This is a genomic window from Methylobacterium sp. WSM2598, assembly GCF_000379105.1.
Classification (GTDB): domain Bacteria; phylum Pseudomonadota; class Alphaproteobacteria; order Rhizobiales; family Beijerinckiaceae; genus Methylobacterium.
This window is the reverse complement of record NZ_KB900609.1, coordinates 2,946,148-2,968,167: the sequence shown is the minus strand read 5'-3', so window position 1 is coordinate 2,968,167 and position 22,020 is coordinate 2,946,148. Positions and strand designations below refer to the sequence as shown.

At 72.1% G+C, this 22,020-nt stretch carries 21 protein-coding genes; 9 read left to right on the top strand and 12 right to left on the bottom strand.

The features are described 5' to 3' along the window. Positions 1-26 precede the first annotated feature (26 nt). A complete protein-coding gene (locus tag MET2598_RS0113855; protein WP_018261229.1) occupies positions 27-875 on the bottom strand; it encodes a glycoside hydrolase family 25 protein in 849 nt (282 codons plus the stop codon). A 187-nt stretch (positions 876-1,062) separates the two neighbouring features. On the opposite strand from MET2598_RS0113855, the gene MET2598_RS0113850 reads away from it, so the two are divergent. Next, a complete protein-coding gene (locus tag MET2598_RS0113850) occupies positions 1,063-1,506 on the top strand; it encodes a DUF488 domain-containing protein (RefSeq protein WP_012335064.1) in 444 nt (147 codons plus the stop codon). Between the two features lie 35 nt (positions 1,507-1,541). On the opposite strand, the gene MET2598_RS0113845 is transcribed toward MET2598_RS0113850, so the two are convergent. Beyond that, a complete protein-coding gene (locus MET2598_RS0113845) occupies positions 1,542-1,889 on the bottom strand; it encodes a DUF6481 family protein (protein WP_018261227.1) in 348 nt (115 codons plus the stop codon). Between the two features lie 207 nt (positions 1,890-2,096). Here MET2598_RS0113845 and MET2598_RS0113840 point away from each other — a divergent pair, with 207 nt between their 5' ends. From MET2598_RS0113840 to MET2598_RS0113830, 3 genes are all read left to right on the top strand, one after another. Beyond that, complete coding sequence (locus MET2598_RS0113840) at positions 2,097-3,140, top strand: HD-GYP domain-containing protein (RefSeq protein WP_012335062.1); 1,044 nt, start codon at positions 2,097-2,099, stop codon at positions 3,138-3,140. Then, entirely contained in the window at positions 3,137-5,812 is a 2,676-nt protein-coding gene (locus MET2598_RS0113835) for a hybrid sensor histidine kinase/response regulator (protein WP_018261226.1), read from the top strand. Before MET2598_RS0113840 ends, MET2598_RS0113835 begins: the two co-directional genes overlap by 4 nt. Positions 5,813-6,135: 323 nt before the next feature. Next, entirely contained in the window at positions 6,136-6,552 is a 417-nt protein-coding gene (locus tag MET2598_RS0113830; protein WP_018261225.1) for a hypothetical protein, read from the top strand. Positions 6,553-6,593: 41 nt separating this feature from the next. On the opposite strand, the gene MET2598_RS0113825 is transcribed toward MET2598_RS0113830, so the two are convergent. Then, a complete protein-coding gene (locus MET2598_RS0113825) occupies positions 6,594-7,364 on the bottom strand; it encodes an NAD kinase (RefSeq protein WP_012335059.1) in 771 nt (256 codons plus the stop codon). Positions 7,365-7,447: 83 nt separating this feature from the next. Here MET2598_RS0113825 and cutA point away from each other — a divergent pair, with 83 nt between their 5' ends. Next, positions 7,448-7,768, top strand: coding sequence for a divalent-cation tolerance protein CutA (cutA, locus tag MET2598_RS0113820; RefSeq protein ID WP_012335058.1), 321 nt, complete (start codon positions 7,448-7,450; stop codon positions 7,766-7,768). Positions 7,769-7,789: 21 nt separating this feature from the next. Here the strand turns inward: cutA and MET2598_RS0113815 are convergent, their stop codons facing one another. From MET2598_RS0113815 to MET2598_RS0113805, 3 genes are all read right to left on the bottom strand, one after another. Then, positions 7,790-8,758, bottom strand: a complete 969-nt coding sequence (locus tag MET2598_RS0113815) for an MBL fold metallo-hydrolase (RefSeq protein WP_012335057.1) — start codon at positions 8,756-8,758, stop codon at positions 7,790-7,792. Positions 8,759-8,820: 62 nt separating this feature from the next. Beyond that, positions 8,821-10,059 (bottom strand): Zn-dependent hydrolase, encoded by a 1,239-nt coding sequence (locus tag MET2598_RS0113810; RefSeq protein ID WP_012335056.1) that lies wholly within the window; start codon positions 10,057-10,059, stop codon positions 8,821-8,823. A 104-nt stretch (positions 10,060-10,163) separates the two neighbouring features. After that, positions 10,164-10,778 carry a LysE family translocator gene (locus MET2598_RS0113805; protein WP_018261224.1) on the bottom strand — a complete coding sequence of 205 codons (615 nt, stop codon included), beginning with the start codon at positions 10,776-10,778 and terminating at the stop codon, positions 10,164-10,166. Between the two features lie 106 nt (positions 10,779-10,884). Here MET2598_RS0113805 and MET2598_RS0113800 point away from each other — a divergent pair, with 106 nt between their 5' ends. After that, positions 10,885-11,763 (top strand): LysR family transcriptional regulator, encoded by an 879-nt coding sequence (locus MET2598_RS0113800; protein WP_018261223.1) that lies wholly within the window; start codon positions 10,885-10,887, stop codon positions 11,761-11,763. A gap of 50 nt (positions 11,764-11,813) precedes the next feature. On the opposite strand, the gene MET2598_RS0113795 is transcribed toward MET2598_RS0113800, so the two are convergent. Together MET2598_RS0113795 and MET2598_RS0113790 are read right to left on the bottom strand one after the other, a co-directional pair. After that, on the bottom strand, positions 11,814-12,215 hold the full coding sequence (locus tag MET2598_RS0113795) for a nuclear transport factor 2 family protein (protein ID WP_018261222.1): 402 nt from the start codon (positions 12,213-12,215) through the stop codon (positions 11,814-11,816). A gap of 78 nt (positions 12,216-12,293) precedes the next feature. Next, entirely contained in the window at positions 12,294-13,262 is a 969-nt protein-coding gene (locus tag MET2598_RS0113790) for an NAD(P)H-dependent flavin oxidoreductase (protein ID WP_018261221.1), read from the bottom strand. Between the two features lie 188 nt (positions 13,263-13,450). On the opposite strand from MET2598_RS0113790, the gene MET2598_RS42775 reads away from it, so the two are divergent. Together MET2598_RS42775 and MET2598_RS0113785 are read left to right on the top strand one after the other, a co-directional pair. Then, entirely contained in the window at positions 13,451-13,735 is a 285-nt protein-coding gene (locus MET2598_RS42775; protein WP_236728717.1) for a hypothetical protein, read from the top strand. Between the two features lie 170 nt (positions 13,736-13,905). Next, positions 13,906-15,150: a serine hydrolase domain-containing protein gene (locus MET2598_RS0113785; protein WP_018261220.1), complete on the top strand. Its 1,245-nt coding sequence runs from the start codon at positions 13,906-13,908 to the stop codon at positions 15,148-15,150. On the opposite strand, the gene MET2598_RS0113780 is transcribed toward MET2598_RS0113785, so the two are convergent. Continuing rightward, entirely contained in the window at positions 15,123-15,917 is a 795-nt protein-coding gene (locus MET2598_RS0113780) for a DUF2189 domain-containing protein (RefSeq protein ID WP_018261219.1), read from the bottom strand. The two genes, MET2598_RS0113785 and MET2598_RS0113780, sit on opposite strands and share 28 nt — an antisense overlap. A gap of 904 nt (positions 15,918-16,821) precedes the next feature. On the opposite strand from MET2598_RS0113780, the gene MET2598_RS41075 reads away from it, so the two are divergent. After that, positions 16,822-18,114, top strand: coding sequence for a hypothetical protein (locus MET2598_RS41075; protein ID WP_157182151.1), 1,293 nt, complete (start codon positions 16,822-16,824; stop codon positions 18,112-18,114). Between the two features lie 255 nt (positions 18,115-18,369). Here MET2598_RS41075 and MET2598_RS0113770 read toward each other — a convergent pair whose 3' ends face one another. Genes MET2598_RS0113770 through MET2598_RS0113760 form a run of 3 tightly spaced genes read right to left on the bottom strand, consistent with a single transcriptional unit; the run spans position 18,370 to position 22,017 of the window. Further along, positions 18,370-19,998 (bottom strand): ABC transporter ATP-binding protein, encoded by a 1,629-nt coding sequence (locus tag MET2598_RS0113770; protein ID WP_018261217.1) that lies wholly within the window; start codon positions 19,996-19,998, stop codon positions 18,370-18,372. A gap of 1 nt (position 19,999) precedes the next feature. After that, positions 20,000-21,100, bottom strand: a complete 1,101-nt coding sequence (locus MET2598_RS0113765; protein ID WP_012335048.1) for an ABC transporter permease — start codon at positions 21,098-21,100, stop codon at positions 20,000-20,002. After that, positions 21,097-22,017, bottom strand: coding sequence for an ABC transporter permease (locus MET2598_RS0113760; RefSeq protein ID WP_012335047.1), 921 nt, complete (start codon positions 22,015-22,017; stop codon positions 21,097-21,099). The genes MET2598_RS0113765 and MET2598_RS0113760 overlap by 4 nt, the downstream gene beginning before the upstream one ends. Positions 22,018-22,020 lie beyond the last annotated feature (3 nt).

The following is a 22,020-nucleotide window of genomic DNA, read 5'->3' as shown; positions in this document are numbered from 1 at the left end:
TCCGCTTCGATCAAGCGGATCCCGTGTCACTTCTCGGTGCACAGCCCCGCGGCGGAGAGGCGGCGGTGGTAGCGGGGATCGCAATCGGTGGCGAGGAAGGAGGCCCACTCGGAGGGCGAGCCGTAGAAGGCGTTGCGGTCGACGTCGCCCTGCACGCCCGGCACCCGCCCCGTGGACGTGAATTGCCAGAGCATCCAGTCCCGGTTGGCGAAGCGCTGCTCGGGCTCGGCCGCCGTCGAGCGGACCCAGTGCGGGTAATCGGGGAGTTCGCCCTCCAGCACGTCGCGGTGGAAGGTGATGTCCGTGTAGATGATCGGCCGCTTGCCCGTGTAGGCCTCCATCTCGCGCAGCATGGTCTGCGTCATCGCGAGGGCCTGGGGCTTGGGCAGCTTCTTGGGGCAGGAGGTCGAGTGGCCGTTCCACTCCACGTCGAGGACCGGCGGCAGGGCGGTGGGGTCGTTCGGCACGTTGCGCTTGAACCACGCCATCTGCTCCTCGGGGGAGCGGCACCAGTACACGAAGTGGTAGGCGCCCCGCGGCACGCCGGCCCTGGCGGCGCCGGCCCAGTTATCGCGGAAGCGGTCGTCGAGGTGGTCGCCGCCCTCCGTCGCCTTGATGTAGGCGAATTGCGTGCCCGCCGCGCGGACCGAGGCCCAGTCGATCGGCCCCTGCCACTTCGAGACGTCGATGCCCTGGATCGGACGCTGCTTGGCGCGCGCCACGCCCGGATGCGGCTTCACGTCCCCCTTGGTCGGGTAGAAATCCGTCGAGCCGGCGCAGGCGCCGAGCAGCGCCAAGGTCAGGCCGACCGCGAGGCGCTTCAGCCAAGCGGATCCATGCGTGGCGAGGGAGGTTGGATTCGACTCCAGCGGCATCGACGCGCGACCTGAACTGACGCAGAACACAATGGCTATTCGATGCCCCGGGGCAGGTTAATGAAGGCTTGACAGTATCGCAGGCGATTTCGGGAATGCGTTGCGCGAGCGCCACATCGGGCGCCGCGACGGGCGGGGCGGCGGCGCCGGCGGGGTTCCCGGCCCGGGGATCTGCGAGGAATCACGGGTGGATAAGGTTCTCTTCACCATCGGCTACGAGGGCGCGGATTCGGAGCGCTTCGTGGCCGCGCTCGCGGGGGCGGGGATCGGCCTCCTCGCCGACGTGCGGGCCGTCGCCCTGTCGCGCAAGCGCGGCTTCTCGAAGAGCGCCCTGCGCGACCGGCTCGCGGAATCCGGCATCGGCTACGCGCATCTGCGCGGGCTCGGCACGCCCAAGGCCGGCCGCGAGGCCGCCCGCGCCCACGACGCGGCCCTGATGCGGCGGATCTACTGCGCGGAGGTGCTCGACACGGGCGCCGGCGAGGCCGCCCTGGACGACCTCGCGGCGCTCGCGGCCGGCGCGCCGACCTGCCTGCTCTGCTTCGAGCGCGACCCGGAACGGTGCCACCGCCGCGTGCTGGGCGAGCGGCTCGCCGATCGGGGTTTCCGGATCGTCGATCTCTTCGCCTGAGGGCGCGGCCCGGCGAGGGGCCGCGCGCCGGAGGCCTACTTCTTGCGCGCCTTGCGGGCGGCGTAGCGGGCGTCGCGGGCGGCCTTCTGCTCGACCTCCGCGGCGCGCTGGCGCTCCGCCTCCTCCTCGGCCTCCCGTTCGGCCCGGGCGCGGGCCTCCGCCTCCTCGGCCGCGCGGCGTTCCGCCTCCGCCTTGCGCTTCGCCTCGCGCTCCGCCTCGCGGGCGGCGCGGGCCTCGGCGATGCGCTGGCGCTCGGCCCTGCGGGCCTGCGCCGCCGGGTCCTCCTCGGCCGCGCGGGTCTTGAACTTCTCCAGCATCGCCTGCTTCGCCTGCGCGGAGGCGCCGCGCCGGGTGTCGAAAAGCTGGTCCTTGAAGCCTGCCATCGTGGGGGTCTCGTGCGAATCCTGTTCGGGGGGCGCCGCGCGCCCGGGTCACTGAAGAAGTCCTGTAGCGCCCGCGGGGCCGGTTTCAAAGCCAAAGCATCGCGTCCAAGTGGACGCGGCCGGGCCCCGCTCCCGCAGGGAGGACTTGTCAAGGTTTCGCCGCGATCATGCGCCGGCCGCTCATGCGCTGCTGGCGGGGGGAGACGGATGCGCGCGCTCGTGCTCGACGATGCCGAACTCAACAACCTCCTCATGGTGGAAGCCCTGCGGCCGATCGCGGATTGCGCCCCGGACGCCTTCACGCGCCCGGCGGAGGCGCTCGCCCACATCCGCGCGCACGGGCCCGAGATCGGGATCGTGCTCACCGATTACGAGATGCCCGAGATGGACGGCCTCGCCTTCATCCGGGCCGCGCGGGCGATCCCGGGCTTCGCCCACGTGCCGATCGTGATGGTGACGAGCTTCGACGCGCGGGCGCTGCGGCGCGAGGCGCTCGAGGCGGGCGCGACCGACTTCGTGAACAAGCCCTGCGACCCGCTGGAGATCCGCGCCCGCGTCACCAACCTGCTGGCGCTGAGCCGCGCCTATCGCGAGCAGGAGGAGCGGGCGGCCTGGCTCGCCCGCGAGGTGGCGGCCGCGGTCTCCCTGGTGGAGGCCCGCGAGCGCGAGATCGTCACCCTGCTGATGCGGGCCGCCGAGCACCGCGACACCGATACCGGGGACCACGTGGCGCGGGTCGCCGGCTATGTCGGGCTGATCGCCGAGGCGATGGGCTTCCCGCCCGACCGCGGCCGCCTGATCAGCCTCGCCTCGACCATGCACGACGTCGGCAAGATCGCCATCCCCGACGCGATCCTGCTGAAGCGCGGCCCCCTCAGCGCGGCCGAGCGGCGGGAGATGGAGCGCCACGCCGAGCGCGGGGAGCGCATGCTGGAGAGCAGCTCTTCCGAGGTGGTGCGGCTCGCCGCCGAGATCGCCGGCACCCACCACGAGCGCTGGGACGGCACCGGCTATCCGCGCGGGCTGAAGGGGGAGGAGATCCCGCTCTCGGGCCGCATCGTCGCCGTGGCGGACGTGTTCGACGCCCTCACCAGCGCGCGGCCCTACAAGGCCGCCTGGTCCCTGGAGGCGGCGCGCGACCACGTGCGGGCCCAGGCCGGCACGCATTTCGACCCGGCGGTGGTCGAGGCCTTCCTCGGCCGCTGGCCCGCGGTCGAGGCCCTGGCCCTCGGCGGGGCGAAGGCCGCATGAGGCGCGCCACCCCCCTGGCGACCCGCCTCGGCCGGGCGGTGATCGGCGCCGTGCTGGTCGCCCTGGCGGTGAGCACCGCGCTCGGCGTCTGGCGCGAGGCGACGCGCTACGTCGCCGACAAGCGCGACTCGCTGCACGGCATCGCCAGCGTCTTCGCGAGCGCCACCGCGCGCGCCGCCGCCGAGATGGATGCGGCGGGGGCCCACGCCACCCTGCGGGCCATCGCGGACGAGAAGGGCGTCGTCTACGCGGCGCTCTCGCTGCCGGGCGGCGCCACCCTGGCCGAGCAGGGCACGGGCCTGCGCCTCGCGCGCGACCTCGACCTCGACCGCGAGCAGGGCGTCTCGCCCTTCGACCTCCTGTGGACGCGCACCGTCCGCCTGAGCGTGCCGGTGCGGGAGAACACCGTGGTGGTCGGGCGCGTCACCCTGATCGCCGAGACGGCCGACCTGGTCGAGCGCCTCTACGAGGTGCTCGCCAACGCCGCCATGACGGCGGGCCTCGCGGTCCTGGTCGGGCTCGCGGTGGCGTGGCGCCTGCAGGCGGCCCTGACCCGGCCCCTCGCCACCCTCTCCCACGCCATGACGACCGTGCGCGAGAACCACGACTACGCCCACCGCGTCACCGTGGTGGCGGAGGACGAGGTCGGCGCCCTCGCGCGGACCTTCAACGGCCTCCTCGACGCGGTCGACGAGCGCGACCGCCGGCTCGCCGCCCACCGCGCCCGCCTGGAGCAGGAGGTGAGCGACCGCACCGCCGACCTGAGCGAGGCCAAGGAGGCGGCCGAGGCCGCCAACGCGGCGAAATCCCGTTTCCTGGCCACGATGAGCCACGAGATCCGCACGCCCATGAACGGCATGCTGGTCATGGCCGAACTCCTCGCCTCGGGCGACCTGCCGGCGCGCCAGCGCCGCTACGCCGAGGTGATCGCCCGCTCGGGGCAGAGCCTGCTCGCCATCATCAACGACATCCTCGACTTCGCGAAGGTCGAGGCGGGCAAGCTCGACCTCGAGCGGATCCCGGTCGACCCGGCCGAGGTGGCCGACACGGTGGTGACCCTGTTCGGCGAGCGGGCGCGGGGCAAGGGGCTCGACCTCGCGGCGCTGGTCGCCCCCGACGTGCCGCGGGCGATCGCCGGCGACCCTGTCCGGCTCGGCCAGGTGCTCGGCAACTTCGTCAACAACGCGCTGAAATTCACGGAGGCGGGCCACGTCCTCATCCGCCTGGAGATGCGGGAGGGCGGTGCCCGCCTGCGCCTCTCGGTGACCGATACGGGGATCGGCATCCCGGCCGAGGCGCTCGGCTCCCTGTTCACCGCCTTCTCCCAGGCCGACCAATCGACCACCCGCCGCTTCGGCGGCACCGGCCTCGGCCTCTCCATCGCCGAGCGGCTGGCCGCCGCGATGGGCGGGCGGGTCGGCGTCGAGAGCCGGGTCGGCGAGGGCTCGACCTTCTTCGCCGAGATCCCGGTCGAGGTGCTGGAGCCGGCCCGGCCGGTCCGGCGCGATCCCGCGGTGCTGCCGCGGGTGATGGTCGCGGCGCGGGGGGACGCCACCCGGGCGGCGCTGCTCTCGGGCCTCTCGGCGGCGGGCTTCGTCCCGGCGGACGAGGGGCCGGCCCACGCGATCCTGGACGCGGCCGAGCTCGCGGCGCGGGGACGCCCGCCGGGCGCCGGGCGGGTGCTGGCGCTCGCCCCGATGGGCGATGCGCGCGGCGCCGAGGTGCTGGCCGCTGGCCTCGCCGACGAGGTGCTGCGCTGGCCCCTGGCGCAGGCCGAGTGGCGCCAAGCCCTCGCGGACCTGGCGCGGGGCACGGCCCTCGCGGCCGCGGCGGAGCGCCGCGAGGCGGCGGCCGCGTCCCCCGCCCGCTTCCCGCGGGCGCGGGTGCTGGTCGCGGATGACAGCCCCGTCAACCGGGAGGTCGCGGTCGAGGCCCTCGCCCGCTGCGGCGTGACGCAGGTCGTGACCGTGGAGAACGGGCGGGAGGCGGTGGAGGCGGCGGCCGGCGGCGGCTTCGACCTCGTCCTGATGGACGGCAGCATGCCGATCCTCGACGGGTTCGACGCGGCGCGGGCGATCCGCGCCCGCGAGGCCGCGACCGGCGGGACGCGGCTGCCGATCGTGGCGCTCACCGCGCACGTGATCGGCGAGGGCGCCGAGGCGTGGCGGGAGGCGGGCATGGACGGCATGCTCGCCAAGCCCTTCACGCTCGCGGATCTCGCGCGCCTTCTCGGCAGCCTGCTCCGGGAGGACGGCCCGCCCGCCGCGGCGCCGGAGCCGGCATCGGCCGGGGCGCCGGGCGATGGCGCCGCTCCCCAGGCCCTGCTCGATCCCGGCACGCTGGCGGGGCTCGACGAGATGGCGCAGGCGAGCGGCCCGGCCTTCATCGCCCGGCTGCTCGGCCTGTTCCGCGAGCACGCCCCGAAGGGCCTCGCCGCCCTGCGCGAGGCCGCGGACGCTCCCGCGGCCGCCCGGGCCGCGCACGGCCTCAAATCGATGAGCCTCAATGTCGGCGCCTCCGCCCTCGCCGCGCGCCTCGCCGAGATCGAGCGGGCGGCCCGGGGGGAGGATCGGATGCCGGAGGCCGCGATGCTCGACGGCCTCGACCCGCTCCTCGCCGGCACGCTCGCGGCGCTCGACGGGCATTTCCGCGCGCTGCCGCGAGCGGCGTAGGGGAGGGGGCCTCGCTGCGCCGGGCGGGATCGCGCGGCGCGGTCGCGCACGCGTCACGCACCGCCCGCCCGCGCGGACGGAGCCGCCCGGGCGCGAAGCCCCGCGGAGGGCGGGCGCCGCGCCGCCATCATCCGGCATTCCGACGCGGATCCCGGCGGACCGATCTCACGATGACACGGCGCCTCTCCACGGAAACGGTCGCTCCCGCCGCCTGTATCATTTCTTCCCCAAGGACATGGTAAAGACTTCGTTGCGCGCGGGCACGCGTCTGGCAGGGCTCCCGGCGGCCGAGATCGGTCGTGCCAATTCGGGAGCATTCCACCATGGCGTCGGCGCTCAGCCCCGTCGCGCGCAGGTTCGGACAGAGGCGGCCGGCCCAGGATCCGGCGCCCTGGCCGGGCGTCGATCCGGCGACGGCCCTGCGCCCCGCGGCCCTCGCCGGGATGGAGCAGGAGCGCCGCGCCGCGCCGGTCGCCCTCGGCTCCGCCGGTCCTGTCCGGACGGCCGGGAGGCGCTTCGTCCCCTGGCCGCCGGGCCTGGTGCGGGCCGCCGAGATCGGCGGCCTGCTCCTCGTCCTGGCCGCCGGGATCTACGGCCCGCCCCTCGTCGAGTGCCGGATGATGAAGCGCCAGGGCCTGTTCTACGCCGACATGACCGTGCGGGCCTGCCTGCGGGAGCGCGTGGCCGAGCGCTACAGCCGGGCGGAGGATCGGTTCACGCAGATCATCCGCGGGCTGTGATCGCCGGGCCCCGCGCACCGGACCGGAGCAGGGGATCGCCCTCAGCCGAACTGCTCGCGCAGGATGCGCTCGTCCATGCTGTGGCCGGGATCGTGCAGCATGACGAGGTCGGTCGAGCGGTCGAGCTGGGTCTCGACCCGGGCGACGCGGCGGAACTCGGTGTGGTCGGCCACCGCCGCGACCGGGCGGTATTCCGGGTCCTTCACCTCGATGCGGATGCGGGCGTGGTTCGGCAGGAGCACGCTGCCCTGGCGCCGCGGCCGGAAGGCCGAGATCGGGGTGAGCGCGATCAGCTGGGCCGAGATCGGCAGGATCGGGCCCCCGACCGAGAAGTTGTACGCCGTCGAGCCGACCGGCGTCGCCGCCAGCACCCCGTCGGCGATCAGCTCGGGCAGGCGCACCTGCCCGTCGATGGAGATCTTGAGCTTCGCGGTCTGGTGGGTCTGGCGCAGCATGTAGACCTCGTTGACCGCCCGCGCCGTGTGGGTGAGGCCGAGCACGTCGGTCGCCACCATCAGGAGCGGGTGGACCACGCTGCGCTGCGTCTGCTCCAGCCGGTCGGGCAGGTCGTCGAGGTGGAACTCGTTCATCAGGAAGCCGACCGTGCCGCGGTTCATGCCGTAGATCGGCTTGCCGCTGCCCATGAAGCGGTGCAGGGCCTGCAGCATCAGGCCGTCGCCGCCCAGGCCCACCACCACGTCCGCCTCCTCGGGCGGCACGTGGTCGTAGCGCTGCATCAGGAGCGCGGCGGCCTCGCGGGCATCGGCCGTCGGGCTGGCGATGAAGGCCATCCGGTTGAAGCGACGCGCCATGCTCGACTCTGCCCCGCTTGACGCCGGGGCGCCGCTCCCCGCTCACTCGGGGCCGGATCCGCCGTCACCCGGAGACGCATAGCATGGAGCGCCCGCTGCTCGTCTACACGACCTTTCCGGACGAGGAGACCGCCCTGGCCGTGGGCGAGACCCTCGTGCGCGAGAAGCTCGCCGCCTGCGTCAACGTCCTGCCCGGGATGCGCTCGGTCTATGCCTGGAAGGGCGCGGTCGAGCGCGGGCAGGAGGTGGTGGCGCTCGTGAAGAGCCGCGAGGGGCTGGCCGAGGCCCTGAGCGCGGCGCTCAAGGCCCGCCACCCCTACGAGACGCCGATCATCCTGCACCTCACCCCGTCGGGCGCCGAGGCTGGGACCCTGGCCTGGCTCCTCGCCGAGACCGGCGCCTGACTCCTCCGGGGGCCCGGCCCGTCAGGCCGGGCCCACGCCCCATTGCAGCGGGACGAGCTCGTAGCCCTCGCCCGCCTTCGCGATGTGGCCCGCGGCCGGGAACGGGGCGTGGTAGAAGGCCACCGCCAGCCGCTCGGAGGCCGCCATCTGCAGCATCCTGTGGCGGGTGGCGCGGGCCTGGTCGGCATCCATGTCGAAGATTGCCGACCAGTCGGGGTTGCGCACGAACAGGGCCGGGTGGTTGGTGACGTCCGACATCACCAGGAGCCTCGCCTCGCCCGAATGCAGCGCGAAGGCGGTGTGGCCCGGCGTGTGGCCGCGCGCGTCGAGGGCGGTGAGGCCGGGCAGCACCTCCTTGCCCCAGGCGTAGCGCTCGACCCGGATGTCCTTGGGCTCGAAGGCCCGCTGCACGGCGCCGAGGGTCGGCTTCAGGGCCTCCGGCGGGTTCGCCCGGCGGCCGTCGTCCATCCAGAAGGCCGCCTCGGGCTCGGGCACCAGCACCTGCGCGTTCGGGTAGGTGAGGCTGCCGTCCTTGCGGCGCAGCCCGAGGATGTGGTCGGGGTGGAAGTGGCTGATCACCACCGCGTCGATCTGGCCGGGCTGCAGGCCGAGCGCGTCGAGGGCGCGCAGGACCCCGCCGGTGGAGGCCGGGCCGTTATCGGCGAAGCCGGTGTCGATCAGCACCCGCCGCCCGCCGAGGTCGAGGAGCAGGGGCGTGAAGGTGATCGGCAGCGCGTCCCTGGGCAGGAAGGCGCGCTCCAGCGCGCCCTGCACCGCCTCGAAGGGGGCGTTGCGCACGAAGGACGCGTCGATCGGGCGCGCGACCATGCCCTCGTGCAGGGCGGTCACGGCGGCCTCGCCGACCGCGTAGCGGTAGAGGGCGGGCGGCGGCGCGGCGGGGGCGGCGGCGGCCGGCCCGCCGCCGAGGCCGGCGGCGCTGCCGACCGCCGCGGGCCCGGCGGCGAGGAGCGTGCGACGGGTCATCGACATGGCTCAGGATCCCGGTGAGGACGGGCGGCAGGTATCGCGGCCCGCGCCGACGTCAAGGTTCCTCAGCGGTTGGCGCGGGCGAGCGCGGCGTGGAGCAGCAGGTTCACGCCGGGCAGCGTCTCGGCGAGGTCGATCGCCTCGGCCTCGTTGTGGGTGATGCCGCCCTTGCAGGGGGTGAAGATCATGCAGGCCGGCGCGACCCGGGCGACGTGGTAGGCGTCGTGCCCGGCCTGCGAGCGCAGGTCCATGGTCGGGACGGCGAGCCGTGCGGCGGTCTCGCGCAGGAGCGCGATCAGCCCGTCGTCGAACTGGAACACCCCGAAACCCCATTCCTCGGCGATCCGGATCGCCGTGCGCGAGCGTTCGGCGCAGTCCGGCAGGGCCGCCCGCAGGGCCGCCTTCATGGTCTCCAGCCGCTCCACCTCGGGGGCGCGCATGTCGATGAACAATTCGGCATATTCCGAGAGGGTGCCGGGCAGGTTCGGGACGAGGTCGAGGCGGGCGGCGGTGGCCTTGGCGTCGGCCTCCGCGTGGGCCCAGCCGATCTCGTTCACCGCCACCGCCACCATGGCGGCGCCGACGAGCGCGTTGTGGCGCTCCGCCATCGGGGTCGGGCCCGTATGGGCGGTCTCGCCCTCGACGGCGATGCGCATGCCGCAGCTCGGGAAGCCGCCGGTCACGATGCCGACCGGCACGCCCGCGCGGTCGAGGGCGGGTCCCTGCTCGATGTGGAGCTCGAAATAGGCGTCGATCGCCCGCCCGCCGACCGGCTCGGGGCCGCGATAGCCAATTCCCGCGAGGGCGTCGCCGAAGCGGATCCCGTCGCGGTCGACCCGGCCCTCGACCCATTCGGGACTCTGCTGGCCCGACCAGGCGAGGGAGCAGAGCATCGGCGGCGAGAAGCGCGCGCCCTCCTCGTTGGTCCAGTTCACCACCTCGATGCTGCGGCGGGTGGAGAGGCCGAGATCGTCGAGGGTGCGCAGCACTTCGAGCCCGGCGAGCACGCCCAGGATCCCGTCGAAGCGCCCGCCCGCCCACTGGGTGTCGAGGTGGCTGCCGATGACCACGGGGGGCAGGTCGGGCTCGGTGCCGGGGCGGCGCAGGACCATGCTGCCGAGCCGGTCGATCGACAGGGCGTAGCCGCCCTCCTCGGCCCAGGCCTTGAGCCGGTCGCGCATGACCCGGTCGGGCTCGGTGAGGGTGAGGCGCCGGATGCCGCCGCGCGGCCCGGTGCCGATGCCGGCCGAGACCATCAGCGTGTCCCAGAGCCGGGAGCCGTTCACGGAGAGGTTGGTCGCCATCGGGAACTCGCTATGGGCTGGCGGGAATGCGGCCGGGCGCATGCGAGGAGCGTGCCGCGAGGGCAGGGCTGCGGCGCGGGCGCTCCCGCATGCGGGCCTCCGTCCTACCGCTCCAGGGAGGCGGCGGCCAGTGCCGCGCCGAACCCGATGAGGACCGCCCCGAACGCGCGGTCGATCCAGCCACCGGCGGCGAGGAGGATCCGGCGCAGGCCCGGCTGCGAGAAGAGCAGTGCCACCAGCGCGAACCAGAGCGCGTGCGCCGCCATCAGAAAGGCGCCGTAGGCGAGCTGAACGCCGGGCGGCGTCTCCGGCCGGACCACCTGCATGAACAGGCTGACGACGAAGACCGAGGTCTTGGGATTGAGGGCGTTGGTGAGGAAGCCGGTCCGCAGGGCCGCCGCCGCCGACGGGGCGGCGCCCGCCTCCGGCGCCCGGGCGCGCGGTCGCGCCGCCAGCATCCGCAGGCCGAGCCACACCAGGTAGGCGGCGCCGGCGAGCTTCAGCGCCGAGAACAGGATCATCGACTGGCGGATGACGAGACCGAGGCCGAGCAGCGTGTAGGCGACGTGGACCGCGACCCCGAGGCCGATGCCGAGGGCCGTCAACAGGCCGGCACGCCGGGAGAGCACGAGGCTGTTGCGCGAGACCATCGCGAAATCCGGTCCCGGGCTGATCACCGCGAGGGTGGTGATGACGATGACGGCGAGCCATTCGGTCACGGCGCTGTCCTGTGCGGGGGAGAGGGGCTATCCGTGTCCTAGCGTCACTCCCGCGGGCCTCATAACGATGGTTTCTGACCGTGACGGTGAGCCGGACTCACGGATCGTGCCGGCCCGGCTGCCGCCGCTCGGCGCCCTGCGCTGCTTCGAGGCGGCGGCCCGCCTGGAGAGCTTCACCTGGGCGGCCGACGAACTGCACCTCACCCACGGCGCCGTCAGCCGGGCGGTGCGGGCGATCGAGGAGGATCTCGGCCTGCCTCTGTTCGAGCGGCGCAGCCGGCGGGTCCGCCTGAACGCGGCCGGCGCGATCCTGCACCGGGCGGTGGCCGAGGCGTTCGCGACGATCCGGTCGGCGACGCGCGCCCTGCGGGCCGAGGCCCGGCAATCGCCGCTGGTCCTGTCCTGCGAGCCGACCCTGCTGATGCGCTGGCTGATCCCCCGGCTGCCGGCCCTGCAGGCGGCCCATCCCGACCTCGCGCTCCACCTCGTCTCCGGCGGCGGCACGCCCCGCTTCGAGGACGGGCTCGACCTCGCGCTCCGCCGCAACGACCATCCGCCGGCACCGGGCGCCCACGCGGCGATCCTGTTCGCCGAGAGGGTGGGCCCGGTCTGCGCCGCCGCCCGGGCCGGCGACTTCGTGGCGGAGACGGGCGAGGGACCGGCCTTCCGGCCCGGGACGCCGCGGCTGCACAGCCGCACCCGGCCCGCGGCCTGGGCCGACTGGGCCGCGCGGAGCGGGCGCCCGGCACCGGACGGGCCGGAGCACCGGTTCGAGCACTTCTCCCTCAGCCTGCAGGCCGCCGCCGCCGGGATCGGGGTGGCGATCGGACCCTGGCGGCTCGTCTGCGACGACGTGGCGGGCGGCCTCCTGGCGGCGCCCTTCGGCTTCGTCGCGGACGGCACGGATTACCGCCTGCTGGCGCCCCGCCCGATCGCGGCGGGCTCGGCGCAGGCGCGGCTCGCCGCGTGGCTGCGCGATTGCTGAGAGGCCGGAAGGGACGAGCGCGGGGCCGCGTTCAGTGCGATCGGCCGCTCTCACGCATGCTGCACGAAGGCGAGGTCCCGGTCGCTCGCATCCCCGTGGACGAGCCGCGTGAGTTCGTCGACGAGGCTGATCTGCCCGTGCTCCAGCTTGTAGAAGGCGATGACCTTCACCCGCACCGCCTCCCCGGTCCGCTTCAGCGCGTGGGCGACATGCACGGATGCGGCCGAGGCACCGTCGCACACGATCTGCTCGATGCCGATGTCGAGCCTCCGCAGCGTCGTGCGCAGTGCCCGGAGGTGATCGAGGAAGCCTTCCCGGCCGAACTCCCTGCCATCCACCCGCTGCACGTAGCCGGGCGCGAAGAAGGCGGCGATCTCCTCGACGGGCCGGTCGAGATCGCAGAAGGCCTCGAACATCGCGCGGATCAGCGCCGTCCCTTCCTCGGATGTCATGAACTCGCTCCTTCCGCCCGACCGCGAACCCGTTTCGGCGGGTCGGCCGCCCTGCGGCGCCATGACCCAGGGTCAGGTCTAGACCGCTCGCCCGCGCCCGAGCAACCGCTCCCGCGCCGCCGCGTAGTCCCGCTTCAGCCGCGCGATCACCTCCGCGGCCGGCAGCACCTCGTCGATCGTGCCGACGCCCTGCCCGGCGCCCCAGATGTCGCGCCACGCCTTGGTCCGCCCGGAGCCGAAATCCATCCGGCTCTTGTCCGCGTGCGGCAGCGCGTCGGGGTCGAGCCCGGCCGCCGCGATGCTGGGCTTCAGGTAATTGCCCGGCACGCCCGTGAAGAAGGGCGTGTAGACCACGTCCGCCGCGCGGGTTTCGACGATCATCTCCTTGTAGGCGGGGGCCGCGTTCGCCTCGGCGGTGGCGATGAAGCGGGTGCCCATATAGGCGAGGTCGGCGCCCATCGCCTGGGCGGCCAGGATCGCCGCGCCGGTGGTGATCGCCCCCGACAGGATCAGCGGCCCGTCGTAGAAGCGGCGCACCTCGCCGACCAGCGCGAAGGGGCTGAGCGCCCCCGCGTGTCCGCCCGCCCCGGCGCAGACCAGGATCAGCCCGTCGACCCCGGCCTCCAGGGCCTTCTCGGCGTGGCGCACGGTGGTCACGTCGTGGAAGACGAGGCCGCCCCAGCCATGCACCGCCGCCACCACCGTGTCCGGTGCCCGCAACGAGGTGATGATGATCGGCACCCGGTGGCGGGCACAGATTTCCAGGTCGTGATCCAGCCGGTCGTTCGAGGCGTGCACGATCTGGTTGACCGCGTAGGGCGCGACGATCCGGTCCGGCTCCGCCGCCTTGGCGGCGGCGAGGGCCTCGCCGATCCGGGTCAGCCACCCGTCGAGGGCCTCCTTCGGCCTCGCGTTGAGGGCCGGGAAGGAGCCGACGATGCCCCCCAGGCACTGCGCGATCACCAAGTCCGGCCCCGACACGATGAACATCGGCGAGGCGATCACGGGGAGCGCCAGGGCGCCGGCGAGGCTTTCGGGGAGGGCCATCGGGGTCGTTCCGCAGGGTGACGCGCGAGGCTTGGCATCGGCCCCGGCCGCGGTCAATCGGCCGAGGACGACGCCGGTCGGGGCGGGCCGGACGCTGCGCCGCGGGCCGCCGCGGGCGGACGTCCAGCCGCGACGCGACCGCGCGGGACCTGCACGCCGGCGCCGAGGAGGGCGGGACGCCGGCCGGCATGGTCGTGCACGGGCCCGATACGGGTGATGGCGACGAAACCCGCGAGCGCACCGGGAAGGCGCCGCCAGCCTTCGCGGCCAGCATCGGCGTGCCGGTCTCGACTCGTCGGCAGCGGGAGCACCGCCGTCGGCAGCCTCAAGGGCCGGCGCGGGTCCTCCTGGCTCTTCCGGAGAAGAACCCGCGCCTCGCCGAGGAGACGTTGGGTGCGCCACCCGCGATCGCGTCCGCCGCATCGGTTGCGCATCATTCCCGCCGCCGAGAAGGTGACCCCTTCGGCGAATGATGCTTATACCAACGGCTCAGGATGCGGACGCATCGAGCCGTTGACCCATCTCGAATTTTCGATTTCAAGCCAAAGGCTTGGCGAAAATTCGAGAGCACCACCACCGGTCATGGGAAATGACCGGTGGTATTAGAACCCCTGAAGCGTCGTCAGAGCGAGGAGTCGCCCCCTTGTCCGAACCCACCTGTGCCCCCGAGGCGGTCGGCCTCTGCGCGGAGCGCCTGGAGCGCGTCGACGGCTGGATGCGCCGCTACGTGGAATCCGGCCGGCTCGCCGGCCTGTCGGTGACGGTGGCGCGGCGCGGCGAGATCGCCTTCGCGCGGGCGCACGGGCTCTGCGACCTCGCCCGCGGCCGCCCGATGGCGCGGGACACGATCCTGCGCATCTACTCGATGACCAAGCCGCTCACCTCGGTGGCGGTGATGATGCTCTACGAGGAGGGGCGCTTCCAGCTCGACGATCCGGTCACCCGCTTCCTGCCGGAATTCCGCGGCATGCGGGTGCTCACCGGCGGCAGCCGCCGGAAGTGGGAGAACGTGCCGGCCGAGCGCGACATCACCATCCGCGACCTCCTCACCCACACCTCGGGCCTCACCTACGGCTTCATGGAATCGACCCTGGTCGATGCCATGTACCGGGACGAGGGCATCGACTTCCAGACCGCCGAGACCTCGCTCGCCGAGGTGGTGGCCAAGGCCGCCTCCCTGCCGCTCCTGTCCCAGCCCGGCGCCGAGTGGAACTACTCGATCGGCACCGACGTGCTCGGGCACCTCGTCGCGGTGGTGTCGGGCCAGCCCTTCGACGCGTTCCTGCGCGAGCGCATCATCCGCCCGCTCGGCATGGTCGACACCGATTTCCACGTCCCGGCCGAGAAGCTGGCGCGCTTCGCCTCGAACTACGCCCACGGGGAGGGCGGACGCCTGACCCTGATCGACGACGCCGTCGAGGGACGCTACGCGCATCCGCGCAGGGTCGCCTCGGGCGGGGGCGGGCTCGTCTCGACGGCCGCCGACTACGCCCGCTTCTGCCGCTTCATCCTCAACCGGGGCGAACTCGACGGCGTGCGCCTGCTCGGCCGCAAGAGCGTCGACCTGATGACCACCAACCACCTGCGCGGCGACCTCGCCGATATGGGCCAGCCGCGCTTCTCGGAATCGAGCTATGCCGGGATCGGCTTCGGCCTCGGCTTCTCGGTCATGCTCGACCCGGCCAAGGCGCAGATCCTCGGCACGCCGGGCGAGGTCGCCTGGGGCGGCGCCGCCTCGACGGCCTTCTGGATCGACCCGGCCGAGGAGCTGTTCGTGATCCTGCTCACGCAGCTCATGCCGTCCTCGGCCCTGCCGCTGCGGCGCGAGCTGCGCGTCCTGACCTACGCGGCGCTGGTCGATCAGGCGGGGCCGACCGCCCGCCGGTAGAGGTGCCAGGTGGCGTGGCCGAGCACCGGCAGCACCACGGCGAGCCCGACGAACAGGCTCGCCATGCCGACGACGAGGAGCGCCGCCACGATCACGCCCCACAGCGCCATGGTGCCGGGATTCTCGCGCATCAGGGCCATCGAGGTCTCGATCGCCGTGCCCGCATCCGTGTCGCGGTCGACCAGGAGCGGGATCGACACGGCGCTGACCGCGAGCGCCAGGAGCGAGAAGGCCGCCCCCGCGAGGTTGCCGACCACGATCAGCGCCCAGCCCCGCGGCGTGGTGAGGACGTCCGTCAGGAAGGCCCCGGCCGAGGCGTAGGCCGCGCCGCCGAAGAGCGCGCGGTAGATCCCCATCGCCACGACGAGCCAGGCGAGGAAGATCGCCGTGAGGACGAGGCCGACGCCGAGGATCGCCCGCGGCGAGCGCCGGGTCAGCGGCGCGTAGGCCTGCACCCAGTCGGTCTCCTGGCCGCGCTCGCGCCGCCGGCTCATCTCGTAGAGGCCGATCGCCGCGAAGGGCCCGATCAGGGCGAAGCCCGAGGCGAGGGGGAAGAGCAGCGGCAGGAGATCGTTCTCGAAGACCGCCGCCGCGAGGATCACCCCGGCGATCGGGTAGATCATCACGATGAACAGGACGTGCGTCGGATTGTCGAGGAAGTCCCCCCAGCCCTTGGCGAGGGCGGTCCGCAGGTCGGCCGGGCCGATCCGGTGGACGGCGGGGTGATACGCCCTGGTGACGGGCGAGAAGGCTGGAGACACCGTCATCGCAAATCCTCCGCGGGGACGGGCGCGCGACGGCCGACGGGCCGGGATGGTCGGGGCGGTCAGGGCATCGCTTGCGCCGAGGGGTCCTTCAGGAACCGGCACCGGGTGGCGGGCCGGACCGGGGCAGCCTAATCCAGCGCTCCCGATCGCACCATGGGGGGAGCGCGGGCGCGCGCGCCCCGGGCGGCGATCACGTTGTCTCGATCGCGCGCCCCACTGAGCGGTGCGCGCCCCCTTTCCCACATCGACCTCCGCTGACCCTCCGATCGCGCAGGCCCGAACGCGCCCGGAAAGGCCAGCGGCGCCATTCCTCAGGACATCCGGCGCACAGGCTGCTCGTGCTCCCCCGCCCCGCCGCGGCGACCAGCGCCCGGGTGCAGGCCTTCGGAGGGGGCGTTCAGCGCCTTGTGCCTTGCGTCCACGCCTCCCTGCCCGCGGCTGTCGGAATTCATCGCGTTCGCTGTCCGCGCTTTGCTGCGTGCCGTGAAAAATGTCATATTTGGTACCGGCACGTATAGAGATGCTGATATGTGTTACGACTGTTCATACTTTCGTTTTTGTGCAGCCATGATAAACAATAACTTGATATTCACGCGCTGAGATGCATCGCTGTTATTAAGGGAAGAAACTGATCTGCGCTCACGGCATTCAAGCGCGATACGTAAACAAGGCTAAAAATGCGGCTGAACGATAAGTCGATCATCTTGATAGGGAAATTATATTTTCGTCCTCGTCGACGAGGACGAAAGTCAATATCGCCTTAATAAGCGTCCTTGACATGTTACACGGCACGAGCAGAATGCGACCGCAAGAACATATGCGCAGCTGAGATGGCCGACGAGAGTCGGGCGTTCACCTATTATGCCTAACAGAAGATCGGGCTCAAAGATGGGAGGAGGAAGCGATGCGCTACTTTGCGGTAGTTCTGGCTTTTTTCCTGAGCGTTTTATTGCCTTTCGTATTTGTTGCAATTCGTGAAAGCGTCAAACGCCAAAGACAGGAAACCATCAAAGATCTTCAAGCCGTATTCCACTTGCCCGATGCTGCGGGCAGGTATGACATTGTGCCGTCATTCGAATTCGTTAAATACAAATATTTCCTCAAAAGAGCTGATAGCGATTTTAACAATAGAGATGATTTTCGTATGATACATTGGCTGGCCAGTGCCATACCTCTCGTAATGGTCTGTACGTTCGTAAATATCACAGTGATTTCGCTGATAGTCAAATTCCTTCCAGTTGCTCAGCAAGATTTTGCTATTGTCGGGCTAAAACAAGATGAGGCTATACCATTGTATATTTGGGTGATAGTCTCCGCATATGCCGGAGGCTTCATCTTCATGCTTCGCGCGCTCTATCGAGCAATTAGCAATTTTGATCTCAGTCCACTTTCATTCGTAGGCGCTTGTCTTAATCTCTCTACAGGAATTATCATAGCGCTCATATTTGTATTTGGATTAATGCACATCTCACAAGCATTCAAGTCCGATGCGCAATCCGCCCTCGCCACCGGCATGATCGGGGCTTTCCGAGACTCCTTCACTTTCGGAGCAGTCATCATAGCATCCTTCGCGGTTGGCTTCATGCCCGAACTGGCGACGCGAAACATCTTGTGGTCGAGCAGACTACGAAACTACAAGAAGGATGATATAAAAGTCTACAAAAGTTTCGCAGCGATTCCTGTCGAAGTCATAGATGGAATTGACACCGAAATAAGAGACAGGCTTGCGGATTTCCATATAAATGCTGTCCAAAACCTAGCAGCCGCAAATCCCCTCATGCTGTTCGTAGAGACGCCTTATGGAGTGTATCAGATCATGGATTGGGTCGCGCAGGCTCAACTTTGTTGTTCCGTGGGGCCTCAGACGCTCGTTAAACTTTGGGATCTAGGGATACGTACGATATTCGACCTTGAGCGGGCAGCGCTCGATCCGGCTTGCAAGAATACAGCCCTGCTCCGCGCGATAGGCTCAATAATCATGAACGCCCCGGAAAACAACCAAGATGAAAACATGATTATCGCGGATATTCGCCTTCGTCTCGAGCATCCGCACGTTCAGAGGCTGCGTCAGCTCTTCATTCGCGTGCGAGACCGGTTGGGCAACGACTCTCAGCGCCTCCCTCCCATCGAGGATTGCCCGCTGGTCGGCGACACGAAATGTCCCTTCGTCAGGTCCGGAATCGCGAACGCTGCCTGATCCGGGCTTCGCCTGATCGAAGCGGAGCCCGGACCAGCAGGATCGCGCAGCCCTTGAGCGAAGCCGGAATCCATCATGCCCGAAGGGGTCGAGCTGATTTGAAGTGATGAGTCGAGCTTACTCGGTTTTCAGGCGCAAGCTCCGGATCCAAGGTATTGATGCGCGTTCTTGGTCGATGCCGAGAGCTTGCTCTTGCCGCTCCGGACGTACGCCAGCTGGCCAGCTTCGCTGATCCGTCCGGCGGCTGACCGGCGCTCACATCGAGTCGAACGGGCGCGTGGGTCGCACCAGCAGGGCGGCGTAGGGCTCCCCGAGCCCCGCCGCCGCGACCAGCGCCCGGGTGTAGGCCTGCCGCGGGCGCGCCAGCACCTCCAGGGTCTCGCCCCGCTCGACCTCGCGCCCGTCGCGCAGGACCAGCAAAGTGTCGGCGAGCGCGCGCACCACCGCGAGGTCGTGGCTGATGAACAGGTAGGCGAGGCCGTGCGCCGCCTGCAACTCGCGCAGCAGCGCGACGATGTCCCGCTGCACCGTGCGGTCCAGCGCCGAGGTCGGCTCGTCGAGCACCACCACGCGCGGCCGCAGGATCATCGCCCGCGCGATGGCGATGCGCTGCCGCTGCCCGCCCGAGAAGGCGTGCGGGAAGCGGTGGCGCCAGTCCGGATCGAGCCGCACCGCGGCGAAGGCCTCCGCGGCCCGCGCGTCGCGCTCGCGGGCGCTCAGGCGCGGCGCGTGGACCCGCAGGCCCTCGGACACGATCTCCCCCGCGGTGAGCCGCGGCGAGAGCGAGCCGTGCGGGTCCTGGAACACCGGCTGGAAACCCCGCCGCAGCGGCCGCAGCTGCGCCCGGCCGAGCCCGGTCAGGTCCCGGTCCTCGAAGCGCACGATCCCGGTCGCGGCCGGCTCCAGCCGCAGCAGCGCCCGCCCGAGGCTCGACTTGCCCGAGCCCGATTCCCCGACCACCCCGAGGGTCTGCCCGGCCCTGAGCGCGAGGTCGAGGCCGGCGAGCGCCACCCGCGGCGGCGCCCGCCGCAGCAGCCCGCCCCGCCCCGGATAGGCGACGCGGAGCCCGCGCGCCTCCAGCACCAGAGGGGAGGAGGCCGGGACCGGGCCCTTGCGCCCGGCGGGCTCGGCCGCCACGAGGTCGCGGGTCTCCGGCGCACGCGGCTCGGCGAAGAGCCGCTCCGTCGGCCCGCACTCGACGAGGCGCCCGCCCCGCAGCACCGCGGTGCGCTCGGCCATGCGCCGCACCAGGCGCAGGTCGTGGCTGATGAACAGGAGCGCGAGGCCGAGCCGGGCCTTGAGGTCGGCCAGCAGCGCCAGGATCTGGGCCTGGACGGTGACGTCGAGCGCCGTGGTCGGCTCGTCCGCGATCAGCAGGTCGGGCTCGCAGGCGAGCGCCATGGCGATCATCACCCGCTGGCGCTCGCCCCCCGACAATTCGTGCGGGTAGGCGCCGAGCCGCGCGGCGGCGTCGCGCAGCCCCACGAGGCGCAGGAGGTCGAGGGCGCGGGCGCGGGCCTGGGCGCGCGTCAGCCCGCGATGCGCCCGCAGCGGCAGGGCGATCTGGTGCCCGACGGGGGAGAGCGGCGGCAGGGCGCTCATCGGTTCCTGGAACACCATGCCGATCCGCGCGCCGCGGATGCGGTCGAGATCCGGGCGGGGGAGGCCGATCAGCTCGGTGCCGTCGAACAGGGCCGAGCCCGTCACCCGCGCCGTCTCCGGCAGCAATCCCATCACGGCGAGCGCCGCCTGGCTCTTGCCCGAGCCGGATTCGCCCACGAGGGCGAGCGTCTCCCCCCGCCCGAGGGTCAGGTCGAGGCCCGACAGGGCCGCCCCCTCGCCGTAGGCCACCGACAGGCCCCGGAGACTGAGGAGCGGCGCCACCTCAGGCGCCCCGCGGATCGAGGGCGTCGCGCAGGCGGTCGCCGAGGAGGGTGAGGGCCACGAGCGTCGCGACCAGCGCGGCGGCGGGCGCCAGCAGCATCCAGGGCGCGCTCTCGATGCTGCGGGCGCCGTCCGCGATCAGCACGCCCCAGCTCGTCATCGGCTCCTGCACGCCGAGCCCGAGGAAGGACAGGAAGCTCTCCAGCAGGATCACCCGCGGGATCAGCAGGGCCGCGTAGGCCAGGACCGGCCCGAGGGCGTTCGGCACCACGTGGCGGCGCAGGATCGCGCCCGTGCCGAGCCCGAGCGCCTCGGCCGCCCGCACGTAATCCTGGCGCCGGATCGCCAGGGCCTCGCCGCGCACGATGCGGGCCATGTCGAGCCACTCCACCGCCCCGACCGCCACGAAGACCAGCGCCAGCGAGCGGCCGAACACCACGACGAGCAGGATCACGAAGAACACGAAGGGCAGCGCGTACAGGATGTCGACGAGCCGCATCATCGCGGCGTCGACCGCGCCGCCGAGATAGCCCGCGAGCGCCCCGTAGGCGACGCCGATCCCCAGCGCCACCGCGGTCGCCAGGAGCCCGAGGGCGAGCGACACCCGGCCGCCCACCAGCACCTGGGTGAGGAGGTCGCGCCCGAGCGTGTCGGTGCCGAGGAGGAAGCGCGTCTCGCGCACCGGAACCCGCAGGGACAGGCGGCGCCCGTCCTCCGCCCGCCCGAGCAGGGTCGCTGGGGCGAACAGGTCGGAGCGCGCGAAGAAGCCGAGCACCCGCGCGTCGATCGGCCGGTCGGCCGCGAGCGTCACCCGCACGGCGCCGGGCTCGAGGGCGATCTCCTCCGCGCGCACCCGCATGCGCAGGGCCAGCCGCTCCAGGGCCGGGCCGATCGTCCCGGGGCGGGGATAGACCTCCAGCGAGGGCGGCGTGCGCGGGTAATCGTAGGAGAGGCGCCCGAAGGCGTGGCCGGTGAGGAGCGGCCCCGCCGCGCAGGCGAGCCCGATCAGGATCAGCACCGCGAGGCTCGCCAGGGCCGCGGGGTCGCCCCGCAGCCGCCGCGCCGCCGCGGCCCACAGGGAGAGGTCGGGCGGCGGCCTCATGCCCGGCGCACCCGCGGGTCGAGGAGGGCGAGGCCGATATCGACCAGGAGGTTGAACAGGATCACGAAGCAGGCCACCAGCACCACCGTGCCCATCACCAGCGGGTAGTCGCGGTTGAGCGCCCCGTCCACGAAGGCGCGGCCCAGTCCGGGCAGCCCGAAGATCGTCTCCACCACCACCGAGCCGGTGAGCAGCCCCGCCGCGGTCGGGCCCAGATAGGAGACCACCGGCAGCGCCGCGCCCCGCAGGGCGTGGAGGGCGATCACCCGGCGCGGCAGCCCGAGCGCCCGCAGGGTGCGCATCGGCGGGGTCGCCAGCGTCTCGGCCAGGGCGGCCCGGGTGAGCCGGGCGATCACCGCCACCTGCGGCAGGGCGAGCGTCACCACCGGCAGGACGAGGTGGCGCGGCGCGCCGCCCTCCCAGCCGCCGACCGGCAGCCAGCGCAGGCCGAGCCCGAAGGCGATCTGGAGCAGCGGCGCGACGACGAAGCCCGGCACGGTCAGCCCGAGCGTGCCGAGCAGCATCACCGCGTGGTCGAGGGCGCGGCCCCGGCGCGCGGCGGCGAGCCCCCCGAGCCCGACGCCCGCGATCAGCGCCAGCGCCAGCGCCAGCCCCCCGAGGGTCATCGACACCGGCAGGCCCCGGGCCAGGAGGTCGCCGACGCCCATGTCCCGCACCGAGAAGGACGGTCCGAGATCCCCCGACAGGAGCGCGGCGAGGTAGCGCCCGTACTGGACGAGGAGCGGCTGGTCGAGCCCGTAGACCCGCCGCAGGTTCTCCATCGCCGCGGGGGCGAGCGGCCGCTCCAGGTCGAAGGGCCCGCCCGGCGCGACCCGGGCGAGGAAGAAGGACAGGGTCACGACCAGGAACAGGGTCGGGACCGCCTGGGCGAGGCGGCGCAGCACGAAGCCGGTCATCGG

Excerpts from the sequence above, each read along its gene's own strand:
- MET2598_RS42775 (WP_236728717.1), top strand. The coding sequence starts at position 13,451 with ATGGTCGTGCACGGGCCCGATACGGGTGATGGCGACGAAACCCGCGAG.
- MET2598_RS0113845 (WP_018261227.1), bottom strand. The coding sequence starts at position 1,889 with ATGGCAGGCTTCAAGGACCAGCTTTTCGACACCCGGCGCGGCGCCTCC.
- MET2598_RS0113765 (WP_012335048.1), bottom strand. The coding sequence starts at position 21,100 with ATGAGGCCGCCGCCCGACCTCTCCCTGTGGGCCGCGGCGGCGCGGCGG.
- MET2598_RS0113835 (WP_018261226.1), top strand. The coding sequence starts at position 3,137 with ATGAGGCGCGCCACCCCCCTGGCGACCCGCCTCGGCCGGGCGGTGATC.
- MET2598_RS0113840 (WP_012335062.1), top strand. The coding sequence starts at position 2,097 with ATGCGCGCGCTCGTGCTCGACGATGCCGAACTCAACAACCTCCTCATG.
- MET2598_RS0113855 (WP_018261229.1), bottom strand. The coding sequence starts at position 875 with ATGCCGCTGGAGTCGAATCCAACCTCCCTCGCCACGCATGGATCCGCT.
- MET2598_RS0113790 (WP_018261221.1), bottom strand. The coding sequence starts at position 13,262 with ATGGCCCTCCCCGAAAGCCTCGCCGGCGCCCTGGCGCTCCCCGTGATC.
- MET2598_RS0113795 (WP_018261222.1), bottom strand. The coding sequence starts at position 12,215 with ATGACATCCGAGGAAGGGACGGCGCTGATCCGCGCGATGTTCGAGGCC.
- MET2598_RS41075 (WP_157182151.1), top strand. The coding sequence starts at position 16,822 with ATGCGCTACTTTGCGGTAGTTCTGGCTTTTTTCCTGAGCGTTTTATTG.
- MET2598_RS0113810 (WP_012335056.1), bottom strand. The coding sequence starts at position 10,059 with ATGGCGACCAACCTCTCCGTGAACGGCTCCCGGCTCTGGGACACGCTG.
- MET2598_RS0113780 (WP_018261219.1), bottom strand. The coding sequence starts at position 15,917 with ATGACGGTGTCTCCAGCCTTCTCGCCCGTCACCAGGGCGTATCACCCC.
- MET2598_RS0113815 (WP_012335057.1), bottom strand. The coding sequence starts at position 8,758 with ATGTCGATGACCCGTCGCACGCTCCTCGCCGCCGGGCCCGCGGCGGTC.
- MET2598_RS0113825 (WP_012335059.1), bottom strand. The coding sequence starts at position 7,364 with ATGGCGCGTCGCTTCAACCGGATGGCCTTCATCGCCAGCCCGACGGCC.
- cutA (WP_012335058.1), top strand. The coding sequence starts at position 7,448 with ATGGAGCGCCCGCTGCTCGTCTACACGACCTTTCCGGACGAGGAGACC.
- MET2598_RS0113830 (WP_018261225.1), top strand. The coding sequence starts at position 6,136 with ATGGCGTCGGCGCTCAGCCCCGTCGCGCGCAGGTTCGGACAGAGGCGG.
- MET2598_RS0113760 (WP_012335047.1), bottom strand. The coding sequence starts at position 22,017 with ATGACCGGCTTCGTGCTGCGCCGCCTCGCCCAGGCGGTCCCGACCCTG.